At 38.9% G+C, this 25696-nt stretch carries 26 protein-coding genes, 1 tRNA gene and 1 pseudogene; 14 read left to right on the top strand and 14 right to left on the bottom strand.

From position 1 onward, the window contains the following. Positions 1 to 62 precede the first annotated feature (62 nt). The 11 genes from ACFINO_RS06280 to ACFINO_RS06330 form a co-directional block, all read right to left on the bottom strand. Positions 63 to 1199 (bottom strand): DUF6990 domain-containing protein, encoded by a 1137-nt coding sequence (locus tag ACFINO_RS06280; protein WP_375642921.1) that lies wholly within the window; start codon positions 1197 to 1199, stop codon positions 63 to 65. Positions 1200 to 1227: 28 nt separating this feature from the next. Then, positions 1228 to 1593 carry a hypothetical protein gene (locus tag ACFINO_RS06285; RefSeq protein ID WP_375655259.1) on the bottom strand — a complete coding sequence of 122 codons (366 nt, stop codon included), beginning with the start codon at positions 1591 to 1593 and terminating at the stop codon, positions 1228 to 1230. Positions 1594 to 1821: 228 nt separating this feature from the next. Next, positions 1822 to 2178 (bottom strand): hypothetical protein, encoded by a 357-nt coding sequence (locus ACFINO_RS06290; protein WP_375642861.1) that lies wholly within the window; start codon positions 2176 to 2178, stop codon positions 1822 to 1824. Positions 2179 to 2237: 59 nt separating this feature from the next. Beyond that, positions 2238 to 2393: a hypothetical protein gene (locus tag ACFINO_RS06295; protein WP_375642862.1), complete on the bottom strand. Its 156-nt coding sequence runs from the start codon at positions 2391 to 2393 to the stop codon at positions 2238 to 2240. A 14-nt stretch (positions 2394 to 2407) separates the two neighbouring features. Beyond that, complete coding sequence (locus ACFINO_RS06300; protein WP_375633364.1) at positions 2408 to 2770, bottom strand: hypothetical protein; 363 nt, start codon at positions 2768 to 2770, stop codon at positions 2408 to 2410. A 263-nt stretch (positions 2771 to 3033) separates the two neighbouring features. Then, positions 3034 to 3339: a hypothetical protein gene (locus ACFINO_RS06305; RefSeq protein ID WP_375633365.1), complete on the bottom strand. Its 306-nt coding sequence runs from the start codon at positions 3337 to 3339 to the stop codon at positions 3034 to 3036. A gap of 824 nt (positions 3340 to 4163) precedes the next feature. Further along, on the bottom strand, positions 4164 to 4496 hold the full coding sequence (locus tag ACFINO_RS06310) for a hypothetical protein (protein ID WP_375655260.1): 333 nt from the start codon (positions 4494 to 4496) through the stop codon (positions 4164 to 4166). Positions 4497 to 4506: 10 nt separating this feature from the next. Further along, entirely contained in the window at positions 4507 to 4704 is a 198-nt protein-coding gene (locus ACFINO_RS06315) for a hypothetical protein (RefSeq protein WP_375634502.1), read from the bottom strand. After that, positions 4694 to 5251, bottom strand: coding sequence for a hypothetical protein (locus ACFINO_RS06320; RefSeq protein WP_375655261.1), 558 nt, complete (start codon positions 5249 to 5251; stop codon positions 4694 to 4696). The genes ACFINO_RS06315 and ACFINO_RS06320 overlap by 11 nt, the downstream gene beginning before the upstream one ends. A 57-nt stretch (positions 5252 to 5308) precedes the next feature. Beyond that, complete coding sequence (locus ACFINO_RS06325) at positions 5309 to 5860, bottom strand: hypothetical protein (protein ID WP_375655262.1); 552 nt, start codon at positions 5858 to 5860, stop codon at positions 5309 to 5311. A gap of 8 nt (positions 5861 to 5868) precedes the next feature. Next, a complete protein-coding gene (locus tag ACFINO_RS06330) occupies positions 5869 to 6375 on the bottom strand; it encodes a hypothetical protein (protein WP_375633369.1) in 507 nt (168 codons plus the stop codon). Between the two features lie 1955 nt (positions 6376 to 8330). Between ACFINO_RS06330 and ACFINO_RS06335 the strand changes: the two genes are divergently transcribed. From ACFINO_RS06335 to ACFINO_RS06375, 9 genes are all read left to right on the top strand, one after another. Next, positions 8331 to 8897, top strand: coding sequence for a hypothetical protein (locus tag ACFINO_RS06335; RefSeq protein ID WP_375636890.1), 567 nt, complete (start codon positions 8331 to 8333; stop codon positions 8895 to 8897). Positions 8898 to 10374: 1477 nt separating this feature from the next. Further along, a complete protein-coding gene (locus ACFINO_RS06340) occupies positions 10375 to 11319 on the top strand; it encodes a YopJ/AvrA family T3SS effector serine/threonine acetyltransferase (RefSeq protein WP_375636889.1) in 945 nt (314 codons plus the stop codon). A gap of 326 nt (positions 11320 to 11645) precedes the next feature. Next, positions 11646 to 12590: a YopJ/AvrA family T3SS effector serine/threonine acetyltransferase gene (locus tag ACFINO_RS06345; protein WP_375634498.1), complete on the top strand. Its 945-nt coding sequence runs from the start codon at positions 11646 to 11648 to the stop codon at positions 12588 to 12590. 304 nt (positions 12591 to 12894) lie between these two features. Further along, positions 12895 to 13821, top strand: coding sequence for a YopJ/AvrA family T3SS effector serine/threonine acetyltransferase (locus ACFINO_RS06350; RefSeq protein WP_375634497.1), 927 nt, complete (start codon positions 12895 to 12897; stop codon positions 13819 to 13821). Between the two features lie 673 nt (positions 13822 to 14494). Further along, on the top strand, positions 14495 to 15157 hold the full coding sequence (locus tag ACFINO_RS06355; RefSeq protein WP_375617920.1) for a lysozyme: 663 nt from the start codon (positions 14495 to 14497) through the stop codon (positions 15155 to 15157). Then, the gene (locus ACFINO_RS06360) at positions 15154 to 15390 is read left to right on the top strand and encodes a hypothetical protein (RefSeq protein WP_375606489.1); all 237 of its coding nucleotides are present in this window, start codon (positions 15154 to 15156) and stop codon (positions 15388 to 15390) included. The genes ACFINO_RS06355 and ACFINO_RS06360 overlap by 4 nt, the downstream gene beginning before the upstream one ends. Then, complete coding sequence (locus ACFINO_RS06365) at positions 15314 to 15526, top strand: hypothetical protein (RefSeq protein ID WP_273790903.1); 213 nt, start codon at positions 15314 to 15316, stop codon at positions 15524 to 15526. The genes ACFINO_RS06360 and ACFINO_RS06365 overlap by 77 nt, the downstream gene beginning before the upstream one ends. Further along, on the top strand, positions 15519 to 15731 hold the full coding sequence (locus ACFINO_RS06370) for a hypothetical protein (RefSeq protein ID WP_375617918.1): 213 nt from the start codon (positions 15519 to 15521) through the stop codon (positions 15729 to 15731). Before ACFINO_RS06365 ends, ACFINO_RS06370 begins: the two co-directional genes overlap by 8 nt. 492 nt (positions 15732 to 16223) lie before the next feature. Next, entirely contained in the window at positions 16224 to 16376 is a 153-nt protein-coding gene (locus tag ACFINO_RS06375) for a hypothetical protein (protein WP_375606492.1), read from the top strand. 790 nt (positions 16377 to 17166) lie between these two features. Here ACFINO_RS06375 and groL read toward each other — a convergent pair. Together groL and groES are read right to left on the bottom strand one after the other, a co-directional pair. Beyond that, positions 17167 to 18810, bottom strand: coding sequence for a chaperonin GroEL (gene groL / locus ACFINO_RS06380; RefSeq protein WP_375606493.1), 1644 nt, complete (start codon positions 18808 to 18810; stop codon positions 17167 to 17169). Positions 18811 to 18868: 58 nt separating this feature from the next. Beyond that, the gene (gene groES / locus ACFINO_RS06385) at positions 18869 to 19165 is read right to left on the bottom strand and encodes a co-chaperone GroES (protein WP_005774667.1); all 297 of its coding nucleotides are present in this window, start codon (positions 19163 to 19165) and stop codon (positions 18869 to 18871) included. A gap of 227 nt (positions 19166 to 19392) precedes the next feature. On the opposite strand from groES, the gene fumC (ACFINO_RS06390) reads away from it, so the two are divergent. From fumC (ACFINO_RS06390) to ACFINO_RS06405, 4 genes and pseudogenes are all read left to right on the top strand, one after another. Further along, entirely contained in the window at positions 19393 to 20781 is a 1389-nt protein-coding gene (fumC, locus tag ACFINO_RS06390; RefSeq protein WP_375655263.1) for a class II fumarate hydratase, read from the top strand. A 133-nt stretch (positions 20782 to 20914) separates the two neighbouring features. After that, the gene (locus ACFINO_RS06395) at positions 20915 to 21136 is read left to right on the top strand and encodes a hypothetical protein (protein WP_375655264.1); all 222 of its coding nucleotides are present in this window, start codon (positions 20915 to 20917) and stop codon (positions 21134 to 21136) included. Between the two features lie 608 nt (positions 21137 to 21744). Next, positions 21745 to 21924: pseudogene (gene fumC, locus ACFINO_RS06400) on the top strand (class II fumarate hydratase); the annotation flags it as partial. A gap of 625 nt (positions 21925 to 22549) precedes the next feature. Beyond that, positions 22550 to 23437 carry an outer membrane protein gene (locus tag ACFINO_RS06405; RefSeq protein ID WP_375634495.1) on the top strand — a complete coding sequence of 296 codons (888 nt, stop codon included), beginning with the start codon at positions 22550 to 22552 and terminating at the stop codon, positions 23435 to 23437. 1337 nt (positions 23438 to 24774) lie between these two features. Here ACFINO_RS06405 and ACFINO_RS06410 read toward each other — a convergent pair. After that, positions 24775 to 24859 (bottom strand) — tRNA-Leu (locus ACFINO_RS06410). Positions 24860 to 25081: 222 nt separating this feature from the next. Here ACFINO_RS06410 and ACFINO_RS06415 point away from each other — a divergent pair. Beyond that, positions 25082 to 25687, top strand: coding sequence for a YqaA family protein (locus ACFINO_RS06415; protein WP_375633390.1), 606 nt, complete (start codon positions 25082 to 25084; stop codon positions 25685 to 25687). Positions 25688 to 25696: the final 9 nt, after the last annotated feature.

A 25696-nucleotide genomic window follows, 5' to 3' on the forward strand; every position in this document is an offset into this window, starting at 1 on the left:
GCTTTTTACGCATTATTTTTAGGTTTAAGCTCTTTTTAACTTATCTAAACTCTTTATTTTTCTCAATAAATTTTTTCATCAATCCTAATTTCTACATCCATATATTCTAACTCCCCATCCTTTATGTAAAGAATATCGGGACGATAGTTTTTTCCATCAACCTCACAAATCGCGTCCTTTTCGTAAACAAAATATCCCTGTTGCCTTAATTCTTCTCTTTTTTCCTCGATCAATTTTTCATAAGAATCTCTTCTTCTATTGCACAAATTGGGATCTGAGGCTCTAAAACATTCATAGCTTTCTACCTCCATGGAAAAATCCTTTGCCGCCTGTTGAAGCAAATCGTAACTGGGTTGCTTTGTCTTTTCTACCGCCTGAGCAATCACCATTGCGCGTTCCAGATGCTCCTCTTCGATACTTGTTTCAAAGCCCAGCTTCTCACCTTCCATAAAGCTTTTGTGATAAGAGTGTAAAGTTTCAACATCGCCCATCAAAGCCAGAGCCGCAAGATAACGCAGGGAATAAGAAGCCAACCGAGGGACCACCGTTTTGTTTTCCCAAGGCAGGATTCTATATTGAGAGTGAAGCATCTTGCCAAGATCAACCTCAGTCATTGCCTTTTCTAAAGTTTTCTCGAGTGCACGACGTAAACATCCAACGCTTACCTTTTCTTCAAAAATTTCCAACCCCTTCACATCAAAACTCAATTCAAGAGCAATCAAACCTCCAGAATTATAAGGGTCTATTGTTTGGCAAGCCGCCGCATGGATACCAGAAACCACCGCAATTGCACAATCAAATCGCGGATACCCCTTCTCAGCATTATAAAGAAACTGCACTTCACGATCTGGTAAATAATAGGTGGCCAAATGATCTCCTTTTCCCTCAATTTCCACCTTCCACCCCAAACTCTTTAAAAGCGCCGTTGCACTTTCCATCGTTAAGATTTCCTCATCAGAAAGAGAAAACTCTTTTTCCTCAGATAACAGCTTAATCATCGGCGTTGCTCCACTAGACGGCTCAAAAGCGACAGGTTGTTCAAGCACGCGGCTTAATTCTTTTGTCACTTGGCAATACAGTCTCACCCGCTTGAAAGTAGAGTAATACAATGCCCAAATAAACATCACGACCACGGCAGAAAGCAGCGTGAAAAGCGTCAAGCCCACACCCCACGAGAGTACAACAATAATATCCATCATTTTAATATCTATCATTTTCTCCGCCCCTTCATGCGCTGTTTTGTTGAGAAGCGGTTTTTCTCCGCTTCCAGATTGCTTGCTCCAACATATCGACCTTTTCTTTCAACAGAACCGTGAAAATGATACGAACCACAAAGGCAACAGGGATGAACAAAAAAATAAACCATGATATAAGCCACATGATTAACGAGAGAGCTGCCACGACATCCCCTTCCCACTCCGCCAACTTCCACCCAAGCAACATGGGTACGAAGCGAAGAGCCGTTCTTAAAGCTGCCACAATGAAAGCAATACAAAAGATGACTTTATAATTTTTGCTTGTCAGAAACGCTTCTTCCAGCGAAAAAGACCGTGGTTCTTTATCCAATGGTGCATTTTTTCCATTGCCCCTCATTTTTTACCCCTCATTTGTCTCAAATTTTTAAGCCATTTTCATGAACCGAAGCTTTCGTCCTCACAATAGATGAGGGTTCATCAATATCAAACGCTTGTATCCCTCATCTTTTATAAAGACAATATCAGGGGTGCATTTTTTCCATCACCTTCAAACATCGCACGAATAGAAACTCTCCTACAATGCATGAGAATATATAAAGACCAGTATTCATTTTCTGTCCGCCCTTCACACGCTGTTTTGTTGGTAAGCCGTTTTTCTTCGCTTCCAGAGTGCTTGATCCAACTGCTCGATCTTTTTTTTCAACAAACGTGTAAAAATGATACGAACCACAAAGGCAACAGGAATGAGTACAAAAAGAAGCGCTGATATAAAAACCAATATTAATGTTAAAATGAATAGGATATAATTCCACCACCCTGTCAAATCCCACTTAAAAAACATAAAGAATGCCATTATAAAAGCTGACACAATGAAAGCAATGCAAAAGATAACTTTATAATTTTTGCTTGTCAGAAACGCTTCTTCAAGCGCAAAAGACCGTGGTTCTTTATCCAATGGTGAATTTTTTCCATTGCCCCTCATTTTTTACCCCTCATTTGTTTCAATTTCTAAGCCATTTTCATGAACCGAAGCTTTCGTCCTCACAATGAATGAGGGTTCATCAATATCAAACGCTTGTATCCCTCATCTTTTATAAAGACAATATCAAGGGTGCATTTTTTTCCATCACCTTCAAACATCGCACGAAGAGAAGTGCTCCTACAACACATGAGAATATATAAAAGACCAGTATTCATTTTCTGCCCTCCCTTCACGCGCTGTTTTGTTGAGAAGCGGTTTTTCTTCGCTGCCAGATTTCTTGATCCAACTTATCGATCTTTTTTTTCAACAAACGCGTAAAGATGATACGGACCACAAAGGCAACAGGAATGAGTACAAAAATTAAATCTAATATAACCTGCACGATGCAAAAGAGAATTGTTATGACATCCCCTTCCCACCCCGCCAACTTCCACTCAAGCAACATTGGTATGAAGAGAGCCGTTCTTAAAGCTGCCACAATGAAAGCAATGAAAAAAATGACTTTATAATTTTTGCTTGTCAAAAACGCTTCTTCAAGCGCAAAAGACCGTGGTTCTTCACCCAATGATGCATTTTTTCCATTGCCCCTCATTTTTTATCCCTCATTTGTTTCAATTTCTAAGCCATTTTCATGAACCGAAGCTTTCGTCCTCACAATGAATGAGGGTTCATCAATATCAAGCGCTTGTATCCCTCATCTTTTATAAAGACAATATCAGCGGTGCATTTTTTTCCATCACCTTCAAACATCATGTTTTCATCGCTCACAGTGTACCCCCTATTGTCTTAAGGCTTCTCTTTTCTCCTCGATCAAATTTTTATAAAAATATCTTCTTCTATTGCACAAATTTGGGTCTATGGTTCTAAAATTCTAAGTGCTCTTTTTATTTTCAGGAAGATAAGCTGCTTTCCAAAGAAGAAGCAAACGAGTGCAAGAAAATCGTAACGAAGTTGCTTTGTCTTTATGACGATTTGAATCATCAACAAAACCGGACCAAATAGATTTTTTCGATATTTTTTTTCAAAGCCCAAACTTTCATCTTCCATAAAGTTTTTATGAGAAAGCTGCCAAATGTTAACATCAGCCCTCAATACCAAAGCCCCAAGGTAGTGTAGCAAAGAAGAGTCCACTTGAGAGATAGAACAATTTCCTTTTCCCAAGGAAGGGTGTTCTATTGAAAGCCAAGCACGCGGACAAGATCAACCTCATTCATTGCCCTTATCTAAAGCTTCCTCAAGCACACGACGTAAACGCCCTACGCTTATCTTTTCCTCAAAAAATTTCCAATCCCTTTGCCTTAAAATCCACCCCTTTGCCTCAAAGCCTCGTTGTCAATCTGGCAAAGCCCTAAAATGATAAGGATTAATTATTTGGCAAGCCGCCGCATGGATACCAGCGCCTCTCACAATTCCATAACCAAATTGCACAAAACCTTTTTCATCCAGAGATGAGAAACTGTCCTTCACGGTCTCGTAAATAAATAACAGTCTCGTAAATAAATAGATGTCCCTCTTTTCTTTCAATTTTCCCCCTCCACCCCAAGCTCTTTAAAAGCACTGTTACACTTTCCATGGAACAAAACGTGTGCTTTTTGCTCATCCTCTCTGTGCGTTTTGCCTCTCCACCTGCAAAAAAATGGGCTTTTCTTCCCCAAACACCAGAATATCTTTTGCTTTAAGTATAGATTTTTCGCTCTCAATATCGCTCGGTAAGACACATTTTTATGCTTGATAAAAAGAAAATAAATTACAAGATTTTCTCTCTTTAAGAGAACAGAAACAGCAAGTAAAGTCCAAGAGCAGCCTCTCTTCACTTTCCCCTCAGCACTCAAGCAAGAATCCCACTCAAGCAAGAGCACTAACTCAAGCAAGAGCCTCAATTTTTCTCAAAAACACGACACAAATATAAAAAGGCATAAAACGAGAAGTATACCCATGCCACCTTAATGAACAAGTCAAAAGCAAGGCTCAATAAAAGCCTCTCTTCACTTTTTCCCCTCGCTCGCTTTTCCCTCGCTCACATCGTATAATATGACGGGAGCTCCTTTCTGCTCAACCCCTTCTTCTAATTGCCGTATCATTTTGTTCAACTGACGGGTCACGATAAAACGCATAATAAAAACAATCGGTAAGAATAAAAAAGTACAGGCAAGCAGCCATGCCAGTGGCTCGAATACGACAAGAGAAACAAAGTCCTGCCCTCTCCATATCTTAACGACAACAGTTATAACTATTGGAGCAGTCGCCATGACCGTAGAAAGATAGAATATTTTTTTATAGTCTTGCCAAACAAGAGAAAGCTGCTTTTTATCAAACATTCTGCTGCTTTTATTTTGGGGAGTTCTGTTTTAAGGCGATATCGCGTTCATTCAGCACGCATTTCAGTTCCTTTTTCACGCGACAATAAAGCCGCGCACGCTTGATAAACAGGTAATAAATGACAACGATTGGCGCCCATATTAAAACATTTAAGAGCGTAAAACACAGGAAAGAAATGGCTATTAATGTTATAAGACTACTCGTCATTTTGTCCCCCTTCCACATTCTGCATACGCATTGCCTGATCGCGTTGTTGTATCGCTTCTTCCAATTGTGGAAGTATTTTGTTCAATTTTCTCGTTAATTTTATGCACATGATCCCAATGATCGGAAAAAAGAGAAGAACCCCTAACCATATAAGGCTCAACAGCTGCATGATAAAGGCAACACTATCATTTTTCCACCATACCAAATTTGCAATAGAGAAAGCAGATTGCAAAACAGAAAAGAGAATAAGGATAAAAAAGATTATTTTACATTCTTTTGAATAAAAAGGCAGATATTCTTTGAAGTTAAGAAAGCGCATTTTCGCATCAAGGGTCTTATGGGCGAGATTGTGTCTTTTCATTTCTCCCAGATCATTGCGCAATTGTTGTATGGCTTGCTTTTGTTGCGTCGTACTCTTTTTCAAGCCTTGAGAGAGTTTAAAAGATAACCTGATATATTTGATCAACAGGTAAGGAAACCTGACCATAACCATAACCATTAAAATGGCAATGATAATGAACCCTAAAAAAACCAAATGCTGCATCATAATGCTCCCTTTTTTTCCCTATCGCATTGATGTGAAATCATCATTTTTATTTTCTTCTCAAGCAAATGTTTCTAATTCCTTTACTGTTTCTTGCACGCCATACTGAAGGAGACTATGGAGAATTAAAATGACAGGTAAAGAAACAACAATACATGTCCAGACCCAAAACAGCAGTCGCATGACAAAATCAATAATGTGAAGCACCATCATAGGCACGTAATTGTGCAAAAAAACCGCAGATTTTGGAAGAAAAGCTGAAAAAACGACAACACCTGTGCTAAGTGCAACCATAACGAAGGCGATAGAAAAGATCATAAAATAATCTTTTTTTGAGAGAAGCAAAGATTCTTGAAAAGAAAAGGCACGCAACTGTGTTGCAAGAACTGTATTCTGTCCCCTACCCTCTGCCTGATTATGCCTCAAATTCTGCGCTGCACCCTTTTTTAATTTTCGCTGCGTCGCCAATAACAAGATTGTCCGTTTTATCAACGAATAATAAAGTGCAACGATTGTCACCACGGTAGAAAGGAATACCATAAAAATTGCAGAACAAATAAAAATTGCCGTCCCTACGGCAATCAACATTCCAATGATTAAAGAAGCGCTCACTTTTCCCCCTATTGTCTTCTGTTAAGAGATTGGTTGTCTAGCTGTTTCTGCTCTGGTAAGTTTTCCCATTGTAGCATCATTTCCTTCACATCCCGTTTAAATACGGCGTTAAAGACAAAAAAGAGCGGAAACAACCCAAAAAGAACGCCAAAAATTATTTGCGGCAAGAGACATAAAAAAGCCCAAACACTATTCCACCCCGCATCAAGAACGTGCTGAATTATAGGATTTTGGAATGGGTGTTTAAGACTTTCCTGAAGACTTTCTTGTTTCATTTTTCCCAGTGCTTGGAGCTGTTCCTTGGATATAACGTGAAAAAATTCCAAAGGGCTCATATAGGCAGACGCGGAAAAAAGCACCAACAAGAGGATAGCCAAACAACAAATGATGATATAATCGCCTGTTGAGAGAGCCGTCCATTTTTTGAAAGCTTCTGATTGATCCAACACTGGCTGCGATACAAAAGCCTTATCTCCCTTATGGGCAGATTGGTGTTGTGATTTATCTTCGATCATACGGATACTCCCCCACTTCTAAAATTCCCACTCTTCAATATTTGATAGCACGCCACCAGCGCGGTAAATTCGCTTAGCACCCTTCTCAGAGTAATGCAAGCACTATAATCTCCCTTCTAAATATTTTATTCATTGCCCTATACGCGCTTATACATGCGCGCTTACAAGCCAAAACACCCCTTTTCCCAAGGAAGGGTGTTCTATTGAAAGCCAAGCACGCGGCCAAGATCAACCTCAGTCCCAAATCAACCTTAGTCATTGCCTCTTCTCAAGCTTTCTCGAGTGCACAACGTAATCACTGGACGGCTTACCTTTTCCTCAAAAATTTCCAATCCCTTTGCCTTAAAGCCTCGTTGTCAATCTGGCAAAGCCCTAAAATGATAAGGATTAATTATTTGGCACGCCGCCGCATGAATACCAGCGCCTCTCACAATTCCATAATTAAATTGCACAAAATCTTTTTCATCCAGAGAGAGAAACTGTCCTTCACGGTCTCGTAAATAAATAGATGTCCCTCTTCTCTTTCAATTTTCCCCCTCCACCCCAAGGTCTTTAAAAGCATTGTTGCCCTTTCTCTATAGAGTAAAACGTCTTGATCAAGAGGACTGGCAAAATGTGTGATGCTACGGACTTTCTTCTTCACAAGCGTAAAAATGGAAGTGTGCAATAGATTTTATATTATTCAAACTTTATATGGATTTCATTGGGGACTTTATCGTTATACCCTTCATGAGCACCCTTGAAAAATGGGCAAAAGAGAGCCCTAAGACATGGCTCTTTAAAAAGCAACACAAAACAAAGTCAAACAAGCAATCGATTATCCAGTATGAAAAACGTGCGACAAACAACCTTAATCCTCATTTGAAAGCTTCTTAATCAAAAAGGCTTCATTTTAAAAATTCTTCATTAAAGATGAAATATCTCACAGCCCCCACATTTATACAGCCCCCACATTTATACAGCCCCTACATTCATCAAGGCATCTCCTATAAAAGCATCTTTTTATAAAGGCATTTTCCACTTATAAAAACAGCTTCTCTCGATAATGCATTCCGTCCTTTAAACGACATCCCCTCGTCTTATGATGAGATCCATTAAAACGGAGATTTTTATACTCTATAAAGGATACTCATAAAGGATACACCAAACAAAATAGCGAGATCATTCACAGTTTATTTTAAGCCGATAAACGATATTTTATTTGAAAATATAGGGTATCTTATGCTACTATAATAGAATGCGGAGGTTTGCTTTTTGCCGCTCTCTGCCACTCAACAGAAGACAATATATCTCCTATAAAGGATAAAAGTATGCTTAACAGCGTGATGTATATCAAATATCTTGGGAAAGCGCCCAACAACAAAAAAATAAGAGAACCCAAATAAAAAGCTTCCAACTTAAGAAAACAATGACCTTTCAAAAGTGGAATTGAAAAATTTCCACAAAGCGCTCGTGAAAAAAGAGATAAATAATCCCATTAGAAAAAACTTCCTATTAGAAAGACGATGACATGCCCTTGAAATCCATTGTTATTTTTTCATTCACATTTGACAAAAATTTTCCTTCAATCTCTCAAGAACAGTTAAGAAATATTTAAAAAGCAAATAATCCGCTAGCAATAAAAAAATAAGCATGATAGGGGCGGAAGATAAGACTGATAGGGATAAGATAAAAAAGGTAAGAAACCACCTTAAAGATGATTTTTTCGCCCCACACCGTTGCTTTTCTTTGCATTTAAAACGCCTTTAGTATCGTTTGTTTTTTGATCTGCAACGGCTAATATTTCCCAGTATTTGCTCACTCCCCCAGTATTTTCCTCCTTTTAAGTATTTTCCCCCTCTTAAGTATTTGCTCCCTTTTAAGTATTTGCTCCCCCCAATATTTGCGCCAAGTGCTTTTTACATCACTGTCCCCCATCAACAGACAGTTTCTTTTTCATTCAAATGGTTAAGTTCATGAAAATACGTAAAAAACGCAGTAGATCGAAAATAACAGGAAAGCGAGAGCCCAATAGCTGTATTTCACGTGCCCAAAATTCCAGCGAATCTGCGCTTCAATCTGCGATTGAAATGCGTGCAAAACACTTTGGTTTAAGCTTCGAAGAAGCAAAAAATCCGCTTGTCGGAACCTATATTGGGCGTCTTTGTTTGCTTGGCTATAAAGAGGCTTCATCAGGCATCAGTAAAGAGCAATATGACACGGCGCAACAATACTTGCAAATTAGAAACGACTATTTATGTGCAAAAGGTTTACCAAACGGTTATTATGATGGTTTTACGCACAGCGCATCAGATGAGAAAGCAAAAAAGCAATGGGTCCAAAGAGCAACCGAACACTATGAAGCTATGCAAGAAGCGATTAAAGAAGCACAATATCTACATCGTCAACACAACTTTCATGCGGCATTACACTATCTTGTTATAGAAGATCAACCGCTGCCTAATCTTGTTGGTTCGTTGCGTATTATTCTTGATGCCCTTTATAAACATTTTGACAGTTCTACCCAAAAGAGCCTTGGCTAAAACACCCATCATTTCCTCCCCCTCACAGGATAAAGATTCTCCCCCTCCTTTATAACATGCCTCTTTATAACCAGCGCCTTTGTAAAGCCCCCTTTTGGCAAATGACACTTGAGATCCACTGAGCTTGCCCTTTCATAAAATTTCATGGGTTAACAAGCTTAAAGCGCACAACAAACAAGCTTAAAAATATCCACCACGCCCTTAAAAAAAATACTTCAACTGTCAAAGAGACTTAACCTTATATCTACCCATACCTCACTTATCCATGCCTCAAAGGACAATATTTCACAGCATATTCACGGCATGGGCAGGATAAATATTGCCCCCTCTTTAAAACAGCAACATTCTCCCCTCTACCCCCCATTGTAACAAACCACCCTCATCATACGCTTCCCCCAATATCGCGACATCCTTAGCTCTTCAGATAATTCATTATCGTCATTTTACATCTTTTCTTGTACAATTCTATATGGCTCTTCTGATCTTATGACGGACAAGAGCTATGGCTTTTATTTCAGCATAATCTGGGTTTCTCATTCAAGATAAATAACGATAAAATATCCACTATAAATAAATAGCTTATCATTAAAACAACCCGTTGATTTTTGACACAATTAAAAGCATCATCCCTTAAACGAAAGAAAAAGCCCCTACCAACAATCTCCTCCCTCATCAACAACTGCACCGATAACCCTCCCCCCCCCCCCATCACATCACCACTAATACGACAGCCAGCATAGCCCCAATTCACCCGCACAAATCGCCAACACCTAAAGCTTTGCCCCGCAAACACCATCCAGCCACCGCCTTCCCAATTTCATCAATAAAATACCACGGATTTCAAAACCACAATTCTCCCTTCATCTTGTCCCCTCCTTTCTCAAAGGAGAAAATGTTTTTTGCCACATCAAAAACTTTTCCATTAAAACAAGATATTTTGCTGCATAGCCAATGAATGAGCTTTTTTCTGTAGATTTTTCCCGCGATAAAGGAGGAAAAATTATCGTTTTGCGGTTGACAGAATATGAAAAATCGTATTTAATGGTAGATGCGGTAAGGGGTTTTCTGTGTCCAGATTTCATCATAAAATTTTCGCATTATTATAGGCTGTTATAAAACAGTGTGTCTTGCGACAATGTTTAAAACTTTACGGTTTGAAGGTATCTTTCGTCTTTTTCTGACTGTTTTCTTTTGCATCACCCAATTTGCATCACCAACAACTCTATAATTTTGAGATTTTCAAAACAAGCCGTATTCACGGACTCCCAATAGAACGCCCTAATAATCCCCCATAAAATACCAATATCATACATCACAGCAATGATGAGCAATACACGCATAAAAATATGAAAACGGCATCATTATGCTCTCATCGCCTCACCTTTCAAGATGCAAAGGCTTGTTTTTCAAAACATTGTTTAGCCAAAATTGAAGAAGATAATACCACCTATCGATCATCAACATAGAGGCTAAGATTATGAAGCCACAAGATTCTCCCCCACCTCATTCCTCACAAACACCAGAAGGAGCAAGCGCACCTGAAGGAGCGCATGCAAATGCATCATTAGACACTCTTACTGCACATTTAGAACGGCTTAACATTGAAAAAATAAAAAACACCCCTTTCAACCGTGCCGAGTTAAAAGATATTGTTGCTGGTTTAGAACAGCATAATGCCGATGGCAGTTGGATCAAAAATTATTATGATATTTTAGATCTTTACATGATGCCAGCCTTGGTCGATCAAGCAAATCGTAAATATCCAGAGATGAATCTCAAACTTACAAGCCCCCCTGACGGCTTTGCCCTTGCACTCAAAGAAACGCTCGAAAAGGGCATAAAATCTTCTAGGCTGATCGTTAACGCACAAGATAGGGGAATTCATTTTGCGGTTGTCGATCATCAAACCATTGATAATAAAACATCTTTGATCTTTTTTGAACCGACCTTACTGCGTGACACGCTTCCCGCATTACTTGCATTAAGGACGCGACAATCCATTGAACATCACCAATTTCCGAATATTCATTTTGCCATGGTAGAAATGGATATTCAACGAAGCTCCTCTGAATGTGGGATGTTCAGCTTAAGCCTTGCCAAAAAGCTTTATCTCGAAGCTCAAAAATTAGAAAGACTACACAAAGATAATATTAAGGGTGTGTTATGTGAACCAGACACGCCTTTACCTGCTGAAAAATTAGATCCATATCTTCCAGCTCGTTTATACAAACACGTGCAAGGCAGAAGACGTCTTGGGGAATATCTAAAAGCCAATCCAGACGCGGCACATGAAAAAGTAAACAAAAAAGGCGAAACCCTAAACGAGAGGTTTGAGAGAAGCCTGGTAGCAACAGAGACAAAAACTGTTTCTGTTTCACAACACAGAAAAAGAGCCACAGAATACAAATCTCTAATGATGTAATAAGCGTTTTGGCCATAGCCATATTCCACATCCACAAAGAATGAAGCTCTGTAGCTTTACGGTAAGGCATAAATTGCTGTTAGCAAATCTTCTTTTCCCTTTGAAAGAGGTAAAGATGCAAACAGTAAGCGACGTGATCTCTTAAAAGATAAAAAGATACCTTACCTTTGACTCTGAAAAGCGTGGGGTTTTATCTTTCGTAATTTAAATAAAGATGATTTCATCTCTTTGTTTTTTCTAGCTAAAAATCTTTCCTGCAAACATTGTTTAGCCAGAATTGAAGAAGATAATATCACCTATCGATTATCAATATGGAGGCTAATAGTATGAAGCCACAAGATTCTTCCCTCCCTCATTCCTCACAAACACCAGAAGAGGCAAGTGCACCTGAAAGGGCGCATGCAAATGCATCGTTAGACACTCTTACTGCACATTTAGAACAATCCAGTAGTGAAAAAGGCAAAAATATCCCATTCAATCGTGAAGAATTAAAAGATATTGTTGCCCGTTTAGAGGATGATATCTCAACGGGTCGTTGGTTCACAGCTGATTATGCAAGTACAGACCTTAAGCTAATGCCAGCCTTGGTAGATCAGGCAAATCGTAAATATCCCGACATGCGTCTTCAATTGGCAGCGTCATCTCACGACTTTGCCCTTGCACTCAAAGAAGCCATCGAAAACGGCGTTCAATCTTCTAGATTTATCATTCACACAAAGGATAGGGGAATTCATTTTGCGCTCATTGATCATCAAACCATAGAGGACAAAACATCGGTGATATTTTTTGAACCTACAACATTTAACAATATGAAACCAGCAGTACTCGCATTAAGGACGCAATTGGCCCTTAAAGCGCATGAATTGCCCAACTGTTCTTTTGCCATGGCAGAAATGGACATTCAACGCAGTTCCTCTGAATGTGGAATGTTTTGTTTAGCGCTCGCTAAAAAGCTTCATACCGAATCTGCTAAATTAGAAAGACTGCACAAAGATAATATTAAAGGTGTCTTATGTGAACCAGACACGCCTTTACCTGCTGAAAAATTGGATCCATATCTTCCGACCACTTTTTACAAACACGTGCAAGGAAGAAGACGTCTTGGGGAATATCTAAAAGCCAATCCAGACGCGGCACATGAAAAAGTAAACAAAAAAGGCGAAACCCTAAACGAGAGGTTTGAGAGAAGCCTGGTAGCAACAGAGACAAAAACTGTTTCTGTTTCACAACACAGAAAAAGAGCCACAGAATACAAATCTCTAATGATGTAATAAGCGTTTTGGCCATAGCCATATTCCACATCCACAAAGAATGAAGCTCTGTAGCTTTACGGTAAGGCATAAATTGCTGTTAGCAAATCTTCTTTTCCTTTTGAAAGAGGTAAAGAGGTATAGATGCAAACAGTAAGCAACGTGACCTCTTAAAAGACAAAAAGATACCTTACCTTTGACTCTGAAAAGCGTGGGATTTCATCTCTTTGTTTTTTTTTAGTTAAAAATCTTTCCTGCAAACATTGTTTAGCCAGAATTGAAGAAATAATATCATTTATCGATTATCAATATGGAGGCTAAGATTATGAAGCCACAAGATTCTTCCCTCCCTCATTCCTCACAAACACCAGAAGGAGCAAGTGCAAATGAATCTTTAGAAGACCTTATTGCACGTTTGATGCAAAGTTCCATCCAAACAGAAGAAGAACATGCTGCACCGAGTTCTGACGAATTAAAAGATATTATTACAGGCTTAGAAGATGATCTCGTCACCGGCCGTTGGATTAACGCTTATTATGAAAACACAGATATTAGATTGATGCCGGCTCTCGTAGAAAAAGCAAACAGCAAATATCCAGAAATGAATCTCAAATTGGCTCTTACAGCAGAAGAGTTTTCGCACGCCCTAAAAGAAGTCGTTGAGAGCGGCGCAAATTCTGCCCGATTTATAGTCAATTCGGGAAGCAAAATCCACTTTGCAGTCCTTGATTATCAAAAAGTTGATGACAAAATCTCTTTGATTATGCTTGAACCTACAACATTTCAGAATATCACGGCTTGCAAACTAGGGATAAAAATAAATCAAACCCTTCAATGTCTTCAACTGCCTCCTTATTCTTTTACCACGGCAGAAATGGATATTCAGCGAAGCTCTTCTGAATGCGGGATGTTCAGCTTAAGCCTTGCCAAAAAGCTTCATCTTGAATCTGATAAATTAGCAAGACTGCACAAAGATAATGTTAAGGGTGTATTATGTGAACCCAATTCATCTGTATATGCTGAAAAGTTAGATTCCTATCTTCCAACCACTTTTTATAAACACACACAAGGAAGAAGACGTCTAGAACACTATTTAAAAGCCAATCCCGATGCTGAACATGAAACAGTCAACAAAAAAGGTGAAACTCTGAGAGAGAGATTTGAAAAAAACTTAAGAGAAACAGAGGGAAAAACTGTTTCCGTTTCCTCCCACCAAAAAAGGCTCACTGAATACAAATCTTTAACGATGTAATTGAGGCTTTTTCCATATTCCTATTCATCAAAGAACGAAGAGAGGCTGCTTTACGGCTAAGATTTCTCTAAGCAAACCAGCTTTTGCGTTCATAAAACAAAAATAGCAAACAACTTTCCTCTTAAAGAAAAAACACCTTTGTCCTATAAAAACCAGCCCCTCTTAAAATTGTATCAAAATTCTACAGCTCTTGTTAGCCTAAAGCTCTGTGTAACAATGAGACTCTTTGGATAAGCAAAACGTTTGATACATAAAATATTTAATGCTTTCGTCTTCAGTAAAAGCATATGTCTTGTTTTTCTGAGAGTATCCACTTCGTATCTCAAACACCCCCACATCAATGCCATACGACCAAACAACCGCAATAGACCACACTTATCGTGCATCAACCAAACAACCGCTCGTACCCCAAGAAGGCTCCATCAAAAACACCAGGACAAGCTCTTAAAATCTACAACCTCTCTTAACGGAAAACACCAGCCCAACCATTATTCCACTTGACCAACCATTACCCCACTTGGCCAACCATTCCCCATTCCCTAAGATGTCACAACCAACCTTTTGATTTCATAAAAGTTTCACATCTCTTCTGTTTTTGAAGCGTGAAAAAATTCATTTTTAATCTGTCAACCAGCCTCACGTTACCGTGAGGCTTTATTTTATGGAGAAGCAAATGAGAAAAATATCAGCAGCAGGGCTTGCACTCATTAAACAATGGGAAGGATTGCGTTTACATGCCCATAAAGATGCCATCGGGGTGTGGACAATTGGCTATGGTCATACCAGCACGGCTGGCAAACCGTTCGTTCACAAGGGCATGATCATTACTGAAAAACAAGCAGAAGAAGTTCTTTCTCAAGATTTAAGACAATTTGAAAATACCGTTGAAAAACATGTGACGGTTTCTTTAACGGATGAACAATTCGCCGCGCTCGTATCGTTTTGCTATAATATAGGAACATCGGCTTTTTGTAATTCGACCCTGCTCAAAAAACTCAATAATGGCGAATATGAAGCCGTCCCTGCTGAGTTACAAAAGTGGACTAAAGCAGGAGGAAAACGTCTTCACGGTTTAGTGCACCGTCGTGCAGCAGAATCGGGATTATGGGCAAAAGGAGCTTATGTTTCTCCCAACTACCAAACTGTAGAAACGCAAGCTCCAATGGGATTTTTCAAAGCAGAAGCGCTTACACCGATTATTGGTTCTTTTTCTGGACTTGGGGGCTTATTGGCAGGCAATGGTCCCATCCAATGGGCATTAGCAACCATTATGGTTTTAGCCGCCTGCGTTGGCATTTTCTTTGTGGCAAAACGGTTTCGGGAGCAGAGCTTATGATGTGGTGGTTGAAAAAAAATCTGATGATAACAGGAGCGGCTCTGACCGCTTTTTTTATCGCTTTAGCAAAAGCTTTCACTCTTGGAAAGAAAGTTGAACAACAAAAGCAAATAGAAAAAACGCTAAAGTCATCAACAACACGGCTAGAGGTGGAAAATGAAATTAATCAAAAAAGTGATGCTGATGTACGCGCTTCTCTTACTCACTGGTTGCGCGATAAAAACAATCAATGAGCCTTTTTCTTGCGTTGGTTGGATGCCCATTTATTTAGACAAAAAAGATCTCAATATCATCAGTTCAAATCTCGCAAGAGATATTTTAAAGCATAACAAACAAGGGGAAGGCTTGTGTGGGTGGAAACATGGCTAGAAAAAAAACAGAAAAACAAACAGAGCTTACAGAAAAGGAAAAAGAAATCCTACAAGAAATCATCACAACGTATAAAAGTGTAAAAATGATGTCACGCTATACGAAGTGGATTATATTCATCATTTTCTTATTAGCACTTGATTTTTCACGGATCATAGATGTGCTGGGAAGTATTTTTACACAAAAATCGAATATTCAGCTCTAAAATAAATAAAAAACGTGAGACGTGTTAAATCTTTTAAAAAGATAAAAAGCCATTCGTTATTTTTTGAAAACATGGAGATTTTATTAATGATTTTTTCATGTCTCACGAGAATTTTTTACACGCCTCATAAACGTCGTGCTCTTCACAAACGCTTTCATGAAATGAATTTAGGGGTATGAAGAGAGATTTTTAACCAACGCGTAAATCAGCAACTTTGGTAACATAAGAAAAGGATCATACCAACATACATTTTTTTAATAATCTATTGATATCAAAATGATTTTATACTCTTCATAAATAGCATTGCCAAGAATTTGTATTAAAAGATATTTCTTTTAAAGAAGTGCATAAACAAGCAATGTAATGGTAGCCTTACATAAAGCCTCTCATCTTTACGTTGAATAAAAAAGCAAGCCGGCTCCTCCCACCCTCTCAATTCCCACCCCCAATTCCCTTATGTCCTATGCATAAAGGTCAAGTTGAAGAGAATATATGGAAAATCCTTGGCTCGAAAATATGAAAAGAAAGCATGAGGCTACAACAGAATTTCGCGTGCCTTTATCATCAGAAGCATTAAAAATTCTAACACAAGCGCGCCTATTGTCTCGTCATGATTTTTTCGGCTACCTGTCATGGTCCCCTTAGCTTAAAAATTGCTCCCCACTTAAGAATTTTCTGTCACAATATAGGCAACAAACAGAACTTGAGTATAACAACATGGGTTTGGCTCCAGTTTAGGTGATGAGCTTACCGAAAAAAAGATGAGAGCAAGGCGAAAAATTAGCTTTTATCTTTAAGCTTCTCAAATGGAGCAGTCTCCTCATTCCAAAAACTACCCAAACAGAAAAATGCTTGTCCCAGTATATAAAAGCCCTTTAACAGAGCAAACCCTTATTTTCTTCATACAAAAGCTTGAAATACCAGCATCTTATTCATAAAAAACAAACCAGCCCCATCATGCTCTTTTCAACTCTGTCTTTCCAACGCTCAATAGGTACTAACTCTTAACTACTGACTCTTCTTAACTACTGACTTTTAATGATTATGTTGGTTCATAAAAACCGTAGTGACCTCTCACCCTATGAAGCACAAACACAGGATTTTTTAACGGGGCATGCATAAACCTGAAATGAAAAAACAGAACTGTATTAGGAATAAATGATTATAAATCAAAGATTTATATTTTTATTAGCACAATATTTTCAAAGGAAACCACGATCCCCGCACAATAGAAACATTTCATAAAAACAAGAGAAAAAGCCAAGAACCGAGAATGAGATTCATTCACAATAACGGTAGATCAACCAGAGGAGAATAGAACAATCCTATAAGATAAAGAAACTGTCATAAAAGGAAAAACTGTATGAAACGTGAAAAAGCATAAAAAAAACGGGCACAGAAGACCCGTTTCTTTATTATTTCTATGGAAAAGAGCTTAGAAATCCATTCCACCCATTCCGCCCATTCCACCAGCAGGCATCGGAGGCATTGGTGTATCTTTCTTTGGAACTTCAGCAACCATTGCTTCTGTTGTGATCAGAAGGCTCGCAATTGAAGCCGCATTCTGAAGAGCAGAACGCACAACTTTCACAGGATCAACAATTCCCAAAGCAATCAAATCACCGAATTCACCAGTTGCGGTATTGTAACCATAAGTGTCAGCATTATTTTCCAGCACTTTGCCCACAATAATAGCAGCTTCTTCACCAGCATTGCTTGCAATCTGGCGCGCTGGTGCTTGTAGAGCACGACGAACGATACTAATACCAGCTTCTTGGTCAGGATTACTTCCCTTAACGGTCAACGCATTTGCTGCACGCAACAATGCGGTACCACCACCAGCAACAATACCTTCTTCAACAGCAGCACGTGTTGCATTCAAAGCATCATCAACACGGTCTTTCTTTTCTTTCACTTCAACTTCTGTTGCACCACCCACACGGATAACAGCAACACCACCAGCGAGTTTAGCAAGTCTTTCTTGCAATTTTTCACGGTCATAGTCAGAAGTTGTTTCTTCAATCTGAGCCTTGATTTGATTGACGCGAGCAGTAATTTCAGCCTTTTGTCCAGCACCATCAATAATGGTGGTGTTTTCTTTAGAAATATTCACTTTCTTTGCACGTCCAAGCATATCCAAAGTGACATTTTCAAGTTTAATGCCCACATCTTCAGAAATAACCTGTCCGGATGTCAAGATAGCGATATCCTCTAACATTGCTTTACGACGGTCACCAAATCCAGGAGCTTTTACAGCAGCAATTTTCAAACCACCACGCAATTTGTTGACAACGAGCGTTGCCAAAGCTTCACCTTCCACATCTTCAGCGATAATGAGAAGTGGTTTTCCAGACTGAACAACAGCTTCAAGCACAGGAAGAAGAGATTGCAAATTAGACAATTTCTTTTCGTGAATGAGAATGTAAGGATCATCAAGATCAGCGACCATTTTCTCAGCATTTGTGACAAAATAAGGGGAAAGATACCCACGGTCAAATTGCATTCCTTCAACGACTTCTAATTCCGTTTCAGCAGTTTTAGCTTCTTCAACGGTAATGACGCCTTCATTGCCCACTTTTTCCATAGCATCAGCGATCATTTTACCGATTTCAGCAGCGCCATTAGCGGAAATTGTTCCCACCTGTGCAATCTCTGCTGAAGTTTGAATTTTTTTTGCTTTTTTGAAGAGGTTTGCCACCACTTCTTCAACAGCAGCATCAATCCCACGTTTAAGATCCATTGGGTTCATGCCCGCAGCAACAGCTTTAACACCTTCTTGCACAATAGCTTGTCCTAAAACAGTTGCTGTTGTTGTTCCATCACCAGCAATATCATTGGTTTTAGAAGCAACTTCGCGCAACATTTGTGCACCCATATTTTCGAACTTATCTTCCAGTTCGATTTCCTTTGCAACGGATACACCATCTTTTGTGATGCGAGGCGCACCGAATGATTTATCAATCACCACATTGCGACCTTTAGGGCCGAGTGTCACCTTAACAGCATTAGCAAGGATGTCGACACCGCGCAACAAACGCTCACGCGCTTCACGGCCAAATTTGACTTCTTTAGCAGCCATTTAATTTCTCCTTGGAGTTTTCTCAAAATAGTACACAATGAAAAATTAAGCGCTTCAATTAGCCCATAATTCCCATAATGTCAGATTCTTTCATAATGAGGAGGTCTTCCCCATTAATCTTGACTTCAGTTCCAGACCATTTTCCAAACAAAATACGATCTCCTGTTTTGACTTCTAAAGGCACGCGCTTTCCGTTATCATCGAGAGCGCCATTGCCAACAGCAATCACTTCGCCTTCTTGGGGTTTTTCTTTTGCTGTATCAGGGATGATAATCCCACCAGCCGTTTTATTTTCAGATTCAACCCGACGGACAACGACACGGTCGTGAAGTGGGCGGAATTGTATATTAGCCATGTTTTAAATCCTTAAAACTGAACATAATTGCATTAATCTTAAAAGTTCTTGCTAGCACTCTCAAACTACGAGTGCTAGCATGTGTTAGATATAAAATCGGCATCTCTCAATGTCAAGAATAGCCATAAAAATAATTTCTCTAAATGAAGCTTCAAAGTCTTGCCTCTTATTGCACTTTCGCGTTATCTATCTTTTTTGAGAACCCGTGAACAAAAAAGGATCTTATCATGGTTGAAACACGTCAGGAAACGGATAGCTTTGGAACGATTTCGGTACGTCAAGATCGTTATTGGGGCGCACAAACTGAACGTTCTCTGCATAATTTTAATATTGGCAGTGAAAAGCAGCCTCTTGCCATCATCTATGCTTTAGTCCTTGTCAAAAAAGCAGCAGCGATTGTAAATATGGACAAAGGAAAACTACCAGAAAATATTGGAAAAGCAATTATTGCCGCCGCTGATGAAGTGCTTGCTGGCGATTTTGATACACATTTCCCACTATCCGTCTGGCAAACAGGTTCTGGCACACAAAGCAATATGAATGTCAATGAAGTCATTGCTAATCGTGCTAGTAAGATTTTGGGAGGAAAACTTGGAAGCAAAAAACCAGTTCATCCCAATGACCATGTCAATATGAGCCAATCATCGAACGATTCCTTTCCCACGGCGCTTCACATTGCCACCACGTTGCAAACACGCCAACACTTATTGCCAATCCTTGAAGCTCTTATTGCGACATTAAAACAAAAAGAGCAAGAATTTGCAGATATCATTAAAATCGGCCGCACCCATACCCAAGATGCAACCCCTTTAACCTTAGGGCAAGAATTTTCAGGCTATCGTGCCGCATTAGAAGCCAATCTTCAGCGTATTGAAAATGCTCTAACCGATGTCCAAATGCTTGCTCAGGGTGGTACGGCTGTTGGCACAGGGCTGAATGCGCCAAAAGGTTTTGACGTTGCTTTTGCGCAAACAGTGAGCACTCTCACAGAAATAACGTTCCAAACTGCCAGCAATAAATTTGAAGCACTTGCCCATCATGGTGCCCTTGCGCATTTCCACGGGAGCTTGAATGCTCTCGCTGCTGATCTGTTTAAAATTGCCAATGACATTCGGTTTTTAGGCTCTGGTCCACGTTCCGGTTTAGGGGAACTCAGTCTTCCTGAAAATGAACCAGGCTCTTCTATTATGCCCGGCAAAGTCAACCCCACGCAATGTGAAGCCTTAACCATGGTTGCATGCCAAGTTTTTGGTAATCACACCAGCGTAACCTTTGCCGCAAGCCAAGGACATTTTGAACTCAACGTTTATAAACCTGTTATTGGCTATAACGTTTTACAATCAATTACCCTTCTTGGTGATTGCATGCGTTCTTTTGATATGCATTGCATTCAAGGATTACGGGCCAATCGTGTTCATATTCACTCGCTCATGGAGCGCTCACTCATGTTAGTCACAGCTCTTGCACCAGAAATTGGCTATGAAAAAGCTGCTGAAATTGCCAAAGCAGCGCATAAAAATGATACAACTTTGCGCACCGAAGCATTAAAAGCAGGCGTTTTTGTAGAGGATTATGACCGATTAGTTGATCCCAAAAAGATGATTTCTCCCCAATAAACAACCCACTAAAAAAGATGCAAACATCTTAAAACAAATCTTTTTGTCAAAAGATCGGGGTGTTTACACCCCGATGATGACCGATAACAATTACCCACAGCGTTCATTTTAGGCTCTGATCCGCATTTATGCTATGGGTGGTTTTGTTGCTTATATTGTACTTAAAAGGCACAACGGTTTTGGAAAGGAATGGATAGTCATAGCTCAACACCCAATGGCTATACTGGCAGAAAGTGATTTAAATGGATATGACCTTAAGGTGTTTTTCATTCTAGCTTCGCGTCTTGATTTTGAAAATCTATTAGCTATCAGCCAAACAGAATTAGCTCAAAAAAATCGGTGTTATCGGTATTAATAGACATAATTTCAATCGAAGTATAAAAAGATTAATGAATTCATCGTAGTTACGCTTTACAATGTTATCAATATTGATAACATTGGGTAGATAACTCTTATCTCAATGAGATAATGTGTTTATTTATAATGATAATCTAGCGTTATCCATATTGAACGAGAATCCTAAATACCGTAAGATTTTCTCATTTTAAATCGGTCCCATGTTGCATCAATCAAAATCACTGACTTGCACATCACAAACGCAATGAATGTGTGAATAGAAATTGTATCCGATAAGGACAAAAACACCTCTAATGAACCACCTCAAGTGCCAAGGACTGTCACAACGGACAAAGGGGCCTGTCACAACGGACAAAGGGGCCTGTCACAACATTGTGGAGAGGACTGTCACAACACCCCACGAACTGGCAAATATAGTAATGGTACCGGCTTGCTCCTTTATGAAGCGTAAAAGAGATGCTCAATAGATTTATTATTATACCATTCACAATCGCTGTCGTGAAATGGGTTTAGGAACATTGAGAAATGTCTCTTTTATGAAGCGTGAAGATGGGGGTGCTCAATAGAGGAACAGCTGTTGGAAAAAACTCAATGCACTGAAAGGTTTTGACCTTTGCTGAAACAATCAGCTCTCTGACGGGGATATACTTGACAGCTCGCAAGAAATTGGAGGCATTTGCCCATTATGGCACCCTCACCCATTTCCACAAAAACCTGAATGCACGCGCTAATCTGTTTAAAATCGCCAAAGACATTCAGTTTTTAGACTCTCATCCACGTTCCGGCTTTAAGCAAACGGAACGGAGAGTTTATCCGTTTTACATGGCGCATAAGAAACCTCATGAGACTTGAGATTCTCGCACTTTACTCCTTCTTATTCTTCGTATTCCATTCAATCAATCAAAACTATTCGCTTGGATTATCACAAGAAAAAGTGGCATATAGATAAAAAAGAAATAAAGTCCCTCATCCCCTCAAGTGCTCAAAAGGCTACCGCAATACAAAGCTACGCAATATCAGAAACGAGCAACGAATATGATGGCCAATATGCATTTTTTACGATCAATTGAATATGTAAGCACATTGATGTCAATCATAATGGATAATACATTTAATAACAAAAAGTGTTTTAATATGTATAAAATAATGTTTTTTAAATAAATAAAAAGCTTATTTACTATACTATATTTTTTTCTAAAACACAGAGAACACCGAAGGTGTATATAAAAAATCCTGAAAAATCAATATAAACGCGGGATAATAGCATGAAAACAAGTTTTAAGAACGTTTCAATATGGTTAATTATAGATTTTATACGTATTTTAGTTTTCATAATGATATTAAGTATAGATTTTTTTAACCAATTTGTATATAATACGATTTGTATCTGAAATAAATTGGGGACGTTTTTATGAAAACAAAATGTTTAGTTGCACTATCTATTTTCACCTTCATTACCGCTTCAACAGCGCAAGCAGCAGATACGGTAATCTTTAAGCAATCAGAACCGAAGGTTTCATTGCAAGATGTTTCATCGTCACGTATTTCACCGGTTACTGTTTCTGCGCCTTTTTCTTGGTCTGGTTTTTATTTTGGAGGACAAATTGGATATTTTTCCAATAAAAATACTCTAAATTACGCACAAGAAGCTAGGGAAGGAAAATGGGCTTGGGTTGATAGAGATTTATCACCGAAACTATCAGGATTGAGAGCAGGTTTGTATGCAGGTTCTAATATTGATCTGGGAGATCTTGTTTTCGGTTTTGATACCGATATGGTCTGGTCTGGAAGGAAAAGCACCCAAACAGACAATGGAAAGAAAATTCTAGATGAATCAAACTCCATTAACATTGCCTTTAAAAAAGCTGGGATTCCTATCATAAAACCTGCAGCTCAGGGTGAAACGATATCCAACTATGGTGACATTGTTGTTAGCAGTGTAACATTGAAAGAAACGTGGTCTGGTGCCACGCGTGCGCGTATTGGTTTTGCTTCTCATCGTCTTATGCCTTATATTGCAGGGGGTATAGCCTATACACAGATGCAATATATCATGTCACTTTTATCAAAATCGCAAGAAGATTCGACAATTTTTGCTTCTGGCAATGTGTTAGATGAGACAAAAACAATGTTTGGTTACACTGTTGGTGGTGGTTTTGATCTTGCAATGACAGATAATATCATCATGCGTACAGAATATCGTTATTCAGATTTTTTTAAAAAGAAATTTGCAAACGATAACCTTAAAATCTCTTCTCAAACGCATGATGTTCGCTTTGGTATCGCTTATAAATTCTAAGTTTTGTAGAAAAATTGAACGATTAAAAAACCCTGTTAAAAACGGGGTTTTTTAATGCCCCTTTCCCCCTAAAAAGACGTAGATTCTAAAAACCTGTACTAAACTTTAAACAAATAGTCACGAAACAATAAAGCCTCTCCCTCTCTTAAAGCAAGCTCCTATCCTCTCTCCCCCTTTCATGTAATACATTTGGAATATAAAAGCTTTACCATCATACCATTGGGCGCCATCGTAAATAAATGAGAGCCGTTATTTAAGAGATATTTCTTTAAAATAAATATGGATATTGTGCATCAATTGCAGTTTTATAAGATAATGTTGACTTGGCCTCCCCGCTCTTAAAGGATAAAGATTCTGAAAACCCATTTTAAACACCCATTTTTAAACACCATGTCCGTTTATAAAAACACAAAAACCCTTGGGGACTCTTGGGGGATTTTAGCGGGTTTCTTTGGGCTCCTCCGCATGGAATGCCTTTAAACCTAAAGCAAGACAAACACATTTAAGAATATCCAACACACACCGAAAAAATACTGTAACGTTTCAAGGAAGTATGCCCTATATTACCACACTTCAAACAACAGTATTTTACCGCTATTGTATGCCAGAGTGGAAAGAGGATATTGCGGTTCTCTGTTTATGTAATTTCTGTAACGGGAAGACAGCTTCATTTAGGGAGCACATGAAGTTTTCAAGGTAAAAACCAATTTCCAATCTTACCATTTCCCTCTGCTTTACAACTTTCAAAAGCCTCTAAAGCACTGTCTTTTAAAGAGAGGAGATTACGCATTACCTCATGCTGGTGTTTCTCACGGATCTTTTTTGGATCACACCCTTCATATCATACGGCAGCGCTTCAAACCAAACACACTCAAATTCAAGATACTTGGGTTGCCAATTCACATGCGTGTTTTAAAAAAACATCTCTCAAAACCCTCAAGCCCATTTTGCGACAGCACCCACAGGAATATAAAATCTATAGAGCAGCATCTCTACACTTCAATAAAAGTGCAAGCTGGCACCATCCATCATACACTTTACCTCCAATGATGCCCTTGAAACGGCATAAGAGGCATTTTTATTCATTTTTTGTAAAATTTCACTCCACGCGAGCTCATCTAGCTTGTAACGTACAAGCGACATGATTTTAGTTGATTTACTATAAACAGACTTGAAATGAAAGAATCCTACGGTGTTCAATGTTTTTCATTCAACATGCAAAACATTGAACACGGTCTATAAATCCCACGTTTTATAAACCCCCATGTTTTATAAATCCCACGTTCTACAAAACAACGTGATGCGCCATAACAGGATAAAGGAAAATATTTATGAAGTGGTGCGGGTGGTCGGACTCGAACCGACACTCCTCTCGGAACCAGATTTTGAGTCTGGCGCGTCTACCAGTTCCACCACACCCGCACACTGCTATAAAAGACAGGACTATAAAAGACAGACTTGTCGATTATTCCTTTGCACTATATGAAGAAGAACAGATTCGTCAACAGAAGACTTCTCATTTTTTAAGAATTCATATCATTTTCTTATCTATTTTATGAAATACTTTCTTTATTGGATTTCTCTATCGGATTTATAGCAATCTCATTTGTAAAGTGTTTACCTCTTAAATTTATAAAAAGCCTCATGATATTAAACAAATTAAAGCTTTGGACGATTTCTTTAGCAAATCGGCGTACAGCACCACACTGGCTTGGTTTCATTGCCTTTATTGAAAGTTCTGTTTTTCCAATTCCCATAGATGTTTTATATATTCCGATGCTGCTTATCCATCAAAAGCGGGTTTATCGCTATGCTTTGATTGCGACGATCTGTTCTGTATTAGGAGGCATTGCCGGTTGGTTTATCGGACATTTTGCCTATGATACCCTTGCCAAACCCATTTTAGAAATTTATGGTAAGGTTGAAAGTTTTGAATCTCTGAAAAATAGTGCAACCCTGCAATTTCTCATCATTTTACTGATAACATCAGGTTTTTTTCATCTTCCCCCCATCAAGATTGTCACAATTTTGGCCGGTGTTATGAGTGTGCGTCTTGAACTTTTCATACTTATTTGTATTTTTTCTAGAGGCGCTCGTTTTTATCTTCTCGCGTGGCTGATTAAACATTTTGGGCAAAAAGCAATGAATTTTCTAGTACAGCATTTCAAATGGATTGTTCTCATTGGTTGTGTTAGCCTCCTTTTAATTTATGGGATTTTCATAGCTTTTTTAAACAAAAAGCTTTTATAAGGAACAGAC

The organism is Bartonella sp. AA83SXKL (assembly GCF_042196965.1).
In the GTDB taxonomy this organism is placed as follows: domain Bacteria; phylum Pseudomonadota; class Alphaproteobacteria; order Rhizobiales; family Rhizobiaceae; genus Bartonella.

Excerpts from the sequence above, each read along its gene's own strand:
- ACFINO_RS06320 (WP_375655261.1), bottom strand. The coding sequence starts at position 5,251 with ATGATGCAGCATTTGGTTTTTTTAGGGTTCATTATCATTGCCATTTTA.
- ACFINO_RS06340 (WP_375636889.1), top strand. The coding sequence starts at position 10,375 with ATGAAGCCACAAGATTCTCCCCCACCTCATTCCTCACAAACACCAGAA.
- ACFINO_RS06280 (WP_375642921.1), bottom strand. The coding sequence starts at position 1,199 with ATGATGGATATTATTGTTGTACTCTCGTGGGGTGTGGGCTTGACGCTT.
- ACFINO_RS06375 (WP_375606492.1), top strand. The coding sequence starts at position 16,224 with ATGGAAAATCCTTGGCTCGAAAATATGAAAAGAAAGCATGAGGCTACA.
- ACFINO_RS06330 (WP_375633369.1), bottom strand. The coding sequence starts at position 6,375 with ATGATCGAAGATAAATCACAACACCAATCTGCCCATAAGGGAGATAAG.
- ACFINO_RS06350 (WP_375634497.1), top strand. The coding sequence starts at position 12,895 with ATGAAGCCACAAGATTCTTCCCTCCCTCATTCCTCACAAACACCAGAA.
- groL (WP_375606493.1), bottom strand. The coding sequence starts at position 18,810 with ATGGCTGCTAAAGAAGTCAAATTTGGCCGTGAAGCGCGTGAGCGTTTG.
- ACFINO_RS06315 (WP_375634502.1), bottom strand. The coding sequence starts at position 4,704 with ATGACGAGTAGTCTTATAACATTAATAGCCATTTCTTTCCTGTGTTTT.
- ACFINO_RS06405 (WP_375634495.1), top strand. The coding sequence starts at position 22,550 with ATGAAAACAAAATGTTTAGTTGCACTATCTATTTTCACCTTCATTACC.
- ACFINO_RS06290 (WP_375642861.1), bottom strand. The coding sequence starts at position 2,178 with ATGAGGGGCAATGGAAAAAATTCACCATTGGATAAAGAACCACGGTCT.
- ACFINO_RS06345 (WP_375634498.1), top strand. The coding sequence starts at position 11,646 with ATGAAGCCACAAGATTCTTCCCTCCCTCATTCCTCACAAACACCAGAA.
- ACFINO_RS06415 (WP_375633390.1), top strand. The coding sequence starts at position 25,082 with ATGATATTAAACAAATTAAAGCTTTGGACGATTTCTTTAGCAAATCGG.
- ACFINO_RS06370 (WP_375617918.1), top strand. The coding sequence starts at position 15,519 with ATGGCTAGAAAAAAAACAGAAAAACAAACAGAGCTTACAGAAAAGGAA.
- fumC (WP_375655263.1), top strand. The coding sequence starts at position 19,393 with ATGGTTGAAACACGTCAGGAAACGGATAGCTTTGGAACGATTTCGGTA.
- groES (WP_005774667.1), bottom strand. The coding sequence starts at position 19,165 with ATGGCTAATATACAATTCCGCCCACTTCACGACCGTGTCGTTGTCCGT.
- ACFINO_RS06285 (WP_375655259.1), bottom strand. The coding sequence starts at position 1,593 with ATGAGGGGCAATGGAAAAAATGCACCATTGGATAAAGAACCACGGTCT.
- ACFINO_RS06300 (WP_375633364.1), bottom strand. The coding sequence starts at position 2,770 with ATGAGGGGCAATGGAAAAAATGCATCATTGGGTGAAGAACCACGGTCT.
- ACFINO_RS06335 (WP_375636890.1), top strand. The coding sequence starts at position 8,331 with ATGAAAATACGTAAAAAACGCAGTAGATCGAAAATAACAGGAAAGCGA.
- ACFINO_RS06295 (WP_375642862.1), bottom strand. The coding sequence starts at position 2,393 with ATGAATACTGGTCTTTTATATATTCTCATGTGTTGTAGGAGCACTTCT.
- ACFINO_RS06365 (WP_273790903.1), top strand. The coding sequence starts at position 15,314 with ATGAAATTAATCAAAAAAGTGATGCTGATGTACGCGCTTCTCTTACTC.
- ACFINO_RS06310 (WP_375655260.1), bottom strand. The coding sequence starts at position 4,496 with ATGTTTGATAAAAAGCAGCTTTCTCTTGTTTGGCAAGACTATAAAAAA.
- ACFINO_RS06395 (WP_375655264.1), top strand. The coding sequence starts at position 20,915 with ATGGGTGGTTTTGTTGCTTATATTGTACTTAAAAGGCACAACGGTTTT.
- ACFINO_RS06355 (WP_375617920.1), top strand. The coding sequence starts at position 14,495 with ATGAGAAAAATATCAGCAGCAGGGCTTGCACTCATTAAACAATGGGAA.
- ACFINO_RS06360 (WP_375606489.1), top strand. The coding sequence starts at position 15,154 with ATGATGTGGTGGTTGAAAAAAAATCTGATGATAACAGGAGCGGCTCTG.